Origin of the sequence: Ruminococcus sp. CAG:57, from assembly GCF_000435935.1 — a bacterium.
In the GTDB taxonomy this organism is placed as follows: Bacteria; Bacillota; Clostridia; order Oscillospirales; family Ruminococcaceae; genus Hominimerdicola; species Hominimerdicola aceti.
On sequence record NZ_FR890732.1, the window covers coordinates 2,019 to 6,916 of the forward strand.

Here is a 4,898-nt window from a genome sequence, read left to right on the forward strand (position 1 = left end):
TCTTATCTCGTCCTCAATAAGCGGCTCAGGCATTCCTTTTAACAGAGCCGAAAATCTGAGAAATTCATGGGCGGTGTAGCTTGGATAAAATGGCTGATACTGAAACTGAAAGCTCAGCTTTTCACGATATTTCTCGCCCATTTCAAAAACGTCCTGCCCGTCAAGGGTCACGCTGCCGCCCGACTTTTTTATCACGCCCGATATGCAGTTCATTATGGTGGTCTTGCCTGCGCCGTTTGGTCCAAGCAAAGCGTTTATGCCCGTATGAAATTCGCAGGTTATGCCCTTGAGCACCTGCTTTTTGCCGTATCTTTTGGATAAGTTTTCTACTCTTAAAACGCTCATATCATCACCACTCCTTATCGGTCAAAGCTTTTTTCATAATATCCGCTGTATCTCCATGCAGTCAGTCCGCTCAAAATCGCTGCAAGATATATGAATACAGCTACCGCTTCCGAACAATCAAAAGCCCTCATATAGTCAAGGTTGTTAAGCTGCCCATTTACGCTTGTGACAGCCGCAAACATATAAGGCGAAAGTGCTCCCACATAATGTGCGGCGGCGGACATGACCGCTATCAGCCCAGAGGTCAGCATAACATATTTTTTCACAGAGTGCACTTGCTTTGCCACAAGCACGAAAATGCCGTAGGTTATAAAAAGCGACATAAGCCTTGTGACATATAGCCATATTATTGTGCCTCTAACAGTTAGCATTAAAGGCGCAAGGTCAAATTGCCACACGCTTTGTAAAGATGAGGTGCTGTACTTGCTCTGATGTAATGTTCCGCTTATAATAAGGTCTGCAAAAAAGCTCAGTGTGAACATTATAAATATCGCCACTGATAAAATTATCTCCCGTGACTTAAAAAACGCTGACGAATTTTTAGATATCTTTATCTGCTGATCCATTCTCTTTTCATAACTATCTGCAACAAAAACGCCCACAAGCAGAAGCACAAATATAGGCATGATATCTACCGCCTGCAATTCAAGAAACTTCAAAAACGGCTCGTCATTTATCACCTGCGGTGTTGGAAAGGCGGCGTAAAGTCGGCTGTTTTTCACAAGGTCAGAGGGAATATTAGCGTCTGTTAGACCTCTTCCCGTGCGTGCATAGCTTCTGATGCTTTCGACCATAAAACAACTGCGAAGCTCTGTTTTATATTTGTTCACGGCGGCTGTAATGTTATTATTATAACCGCTTGCGTAACTTCTCATCTCATATTCCGTTATGTATTCGTCACACTGTTCAAGGGTCTTATCTGCGGAATTTTCTATAAGTTCATTGTATATCTCCGCCGTTTCTTTGTTCATATAGGTAAGATTATTTGAAGAAACAAAGCTCCGATACACTGTGAATTTTGCGGAAGCTGAAAAAATTATCACTATGACAAAAAGCAGCCAGAATTTCTTTATTAGCCGTGAAGTCTGATAACTATACATACTTTTCATTATCCCACCTGCCTTTCAGCAAGGAGATATGTCCCTGCGACAAAAAATGCGGTCATGATGAATATGATAGCAAAATAAACAACGTATTCTCGTGCAGGTATTCCCCAGAAATTCATATAACCTGTGTCATTGAGCATATTGGTGTAATTGCCTGTTAAAATGTCAACGGCAGGATTGGAAAGACTTGTGGTTTTCAGATATAATGGTACAAATATTGGCACAAGACAGACAGCTCCTGCAAGTATGGTCTTTCTGCAAAGCATTGAAAGAAACATAACAATACTTGCGGTGAAAAGCGCATAAACAAGTTTTGCGGCAAATACTGCAACTAGATATCCGCCAAAGCTCATATTCGCCGAACTTAGTTCAAAACCGCTCAGATATTGCAATGGCATATCAAGTTTAAAGCCGTTTGTATCGTAAATAAAAAGAGTTATAATATCCACAGTGTAAATTATCAAAACAAGAATTATTACAGCAACAAAGCCGGTACAAAGCTTGAAAAGCGAGAACTTTCTCACACCTGTTTTGGTTATCCCAAAGCTTTTTATCCTGCTGCTTTGTATCTCTGATGAAAATATGCTGAAAAGGAGCAGATAAACACCGAATGGTATGAGTATTTCAGATGACATATAGTTTTCAAAGCCGTCAGCGGCTCTGGTGTCAATGATATCGTCCGACTTTTTTAGGTCTGTTATCACGGCGTTGTAATCGCTGATGAGCTTGTCGGAAAGCTTCAAAGAATACTCATCCGTAACGCCACGTCTTGCATTTCGGCTGTAACCTCGCACACGCTCGGAAATGAGCTTCAAAGCATTTTGCTGGGAATATAGCTCTCCCTCAATAAGAGAAAACATACTGTCAAGTCCTGCGCCTGCTTGTGAATTTTTCTGAGAGAAATCTATTATCTTTTCCTCAAGTTCCACAGGCAATTCAGCCTGCTTTACACCGCCTGTGTTGTGGTTATTCTGATAGTCGTTTATCTCGTTGTTAAGAGCGTTTTGCTCATCAGCAAGCTTTTGAGCGTCTTGGCTTACAGTTTCCGAGCCGCCTTTAAGATAGGTCATGTATTTTTCGCCATAAGCATAAGAAGGTCTGAGCACAGATATCAAAAAGGCGCAGGAAAGCAAAGCCAGCAATAAGCTTATCAAAGCTGACTTCGCCATATCTTTTCTTATCATAAATCTGAGAAGTTTCAAATCGTCACACCTCAAATATCAAGTTCCTACATCCCTGCCTGTATCTCCGCATATGTATCATAATCCCATTCGCCGTTTGAAATAAACTTGTGCAGTTTAAAATCTTTATCCACAAGATAAGCGGCTGTATCAGCGTCGGGATTATAGGTCGAAAGAAGGAAATAATCCTCACAGTTATTGAATATCGTCATATAGTCGATATACTCATAGCCGTAAAAATACTTTTCATTAAGCTTAGCATCATCAATTATCTTCTGCGGTTTATTATCGTTATCAAGATAATAAAGCACATACTGATACATTTTGCCATTATCATTTGGCTCACGAACAAGCACTATCATAGTGTTATTGAAATACTGAAAATATCTTACAAAAGATTTGTCTTTAAAAGTGCAAACTGTGTCACTTTTTTCATTATCCTCATTATACCTATACAGCTTGTTTTTGCCATTAGAGTAATACACATCTCCGTCGGCCGGATAATACATATACGGCGTATTTTCGCTTATCTGAGAGCCAACATCAATGCCTGTATCCTTGACGTTCTGAGGGTCTGAAAGTGGAGCTATAAATAGGCGGACTGTATCCGTCTTTGGGCAAAGCCTTGTAAAATAAAGCTTGCCGTCGCTTATGTAATAGGTATTGGCTTTTGTTATCTCGCTTTTGTCAGAGTTTTTGAGAGCGTATTTATATAGCGAATAGCCTGTGCTGAATCCGTTCTCGTCGGTCTCGCCCTTTTTGTATTTGCCCTCAACAAAATAGATATCTCCGTCTTTGTCCATAGACATACAGCCTAATATGCTGTCCTTTGGTGCAGAATACACTTCCGTGACTTCACCGCTGTTGTAATCCACTGTGACAATGCTGTAATCTTCTTTTTGCGTAGCAGAATTATACACTGACCTTACAGCGTATATAACGCCGTCATATATGGTATAGCAGGACAGGTTTGAATACTCTTGAAGCTTGACTTTTATCATTGCAAGGCTGTCGGATTCGATATCATATTCTGCAATGCCGTCATAGGTTTTGTAATACACAAAATTGTTTGCAAATGCAGTAGAAGAAGCTTCAGGACACAAAAGGTTTGTGGGAGAAGCAGAAAGTTCTTGTTGACCCTTTTCAGAAGAAACCGCCTTATCGGATTTTGTGCCAAGAGAAATGAAAAGTGTAACTGCAACTGCGGCAATTATAACTGCGGCTGTTGCGATAATAATTTTAGTTTTCATAATTCACACTCAAGTTCTATTATTGACTATCAACGGAAAGCGTTGTGCTGTAATTGCCATGTACCTTATCATTATAAATATGTACAGTTTTTACTAACTTTGAAGATGTACAACCTTTTAACCCAAACGAATGCTCAATTTTACCTGTGTCAGAGTGAGATGATCCACAACCAGTACCACCAACAGAGGCACTTGCATAAACATAACCGCTGTATTTACAATTTGGATTGTAAACATTGTTATTGTTACTTGATGTCCTAGTCCAAGCTTGACCAGCTACAGTTGAATTTGTTCTTATTCCTGTTACAAAACATGAAATATAAGCATTTGAGCCAGAACCACCAACTGCTCTGCCGTATTTTATGGCTTCATACGCACTAGCCCCAATAGCCATAGAACTCATCATCATAACAGCAGCACCCATAGCTGCGATCCTTTTTACGATCTTTTTCATATTAAACGTCCTTTCTTATTATAACATCCAAATATTTGAATGTCAATGTTTTGTTTTTTGATTTTGGATTATATAAATTTTATTACTGCATTGGAATCACCTGTCCTTTCTGTACACAGCCTATTATTTTAGCAGGACGCTGTTTTGCTGTAAATAGTTATGGTTTCATAGGCAGAGCCATTATAGACCTTAGCAACTGTCTTTACACGATAAGTACCGCTGCTTAAAGACTCTTTGGAATTTGAATAAATCGCATACCAACTGTTGAATGTTTTTGTCCAACTACTGTATTTATTCCATGAAGATTCAATTTTTCTTCTGAAGTGTTTGAGTTATAACGATTTTAGTAGTTGTACCTGAAATACCACGTACAGTGGATTTACAAGTTGCAGCCTTGTTGGAGATTGACAATGTACCTGATATTTTATCTGTGTATAAATAACAAACAGAAATGTCATCGTCAGAAGGCGTTTGCAGTTCGGGTTCGGCAAAAGCTGTAAGTGATAGGCATAGCATAATAACAACCGATATAATTGTAGATATCACTTTTTTCATATATGTA

5 protein-coding genes and 1 pseudogene are annotated in these 4,898 nt (G+C 39.3%); all 6 read right to left on the minus strand.

The window, feature by feature from the left end:
- On the minus strand, positions 1–345 hold a 345-nt coding region (locus QVO88_RS06475; protein ID WP_288177847.1), incomplete at its 3' end, for an ATP-binding cassette domain-containing protein.
- Positions 346–359: 14 nt separating this feature from the next.
- Positions 360–1,454, minus strand: coding sequence for a hypothetical protein (locus tag QVO88_RS06480; protein WP_022287686.1), 1,095 nt, complete (start codon positions 1,452–1,454; stop codon positions 360–362).
- A complete protein-coding gene (locus tag QVO88_RS06485) occupies positions 1,454–2,653 on the minus strand; it encodes an ABC transporter permease (RefSeq protein WP_022287687.1) in 1,200 nt (399 codons plus the stop codon). Before QVO88_RS06485 ends, QVO88_RS06480 begins: the two co-directional genes overlap by 1 nt.
- Positions 2,654–2,679: 26 nt before the next feature.
- Positions 2,680–3,882: a hypothetical protein gene (locus QVO88_RS06490; protein WP_022287688.1), complete on the minus strand. Its 1,203-nt coding sequence runs from the start codon at positions 3,880–3,882 to the stop codon at positions 2,680–2,682.
- Between the two features lie 19 nt (positions 3,883–3,901).
- Complete coding sequence (locus QVO88_RS06495; protein ID WP_022287689.1) at positions 3,902–4,336, minus strand: hypothetical protein; 435 nt, start codon at positions 4,334–4,336, stop codon at positions 3,902–3,904.
- A 306-nt stretch (positions 4,337–4,642) separates the two neighbouring features.
- A pseudogene (locus QVO88_RS06500) lies at positions 4,643–4,898 on the minus strand (hypothetical protein); the annotation flags it as partial.

What these genes read in the sequence shown, in the direction of transcription:
- QVO88_RS06495 (WP_022287689.1), bottom strand. Translation starts at nt 4,336, where the DNA reads ATGAAAAAGATCGTAAAAAGGATCGCAGCTATGGGTGCTGCTGTTATG.
- QVO88_RS06480 (WP_022287686.1), bottom strand. Translation starts at nt 1,454, where the DNA reads ATGAAAAGTATGTATAGTTATCAGACTTCACGGCTAATAAAGAAATTC.
- QVO88_RS06490 (WP_022287688.1), bottom strand. Translation starts at nt 3,882, where the DNA reads ATGAAAACTAAAATTATTATCGCAACAGCCGCAGTTATAATTGCCGCA.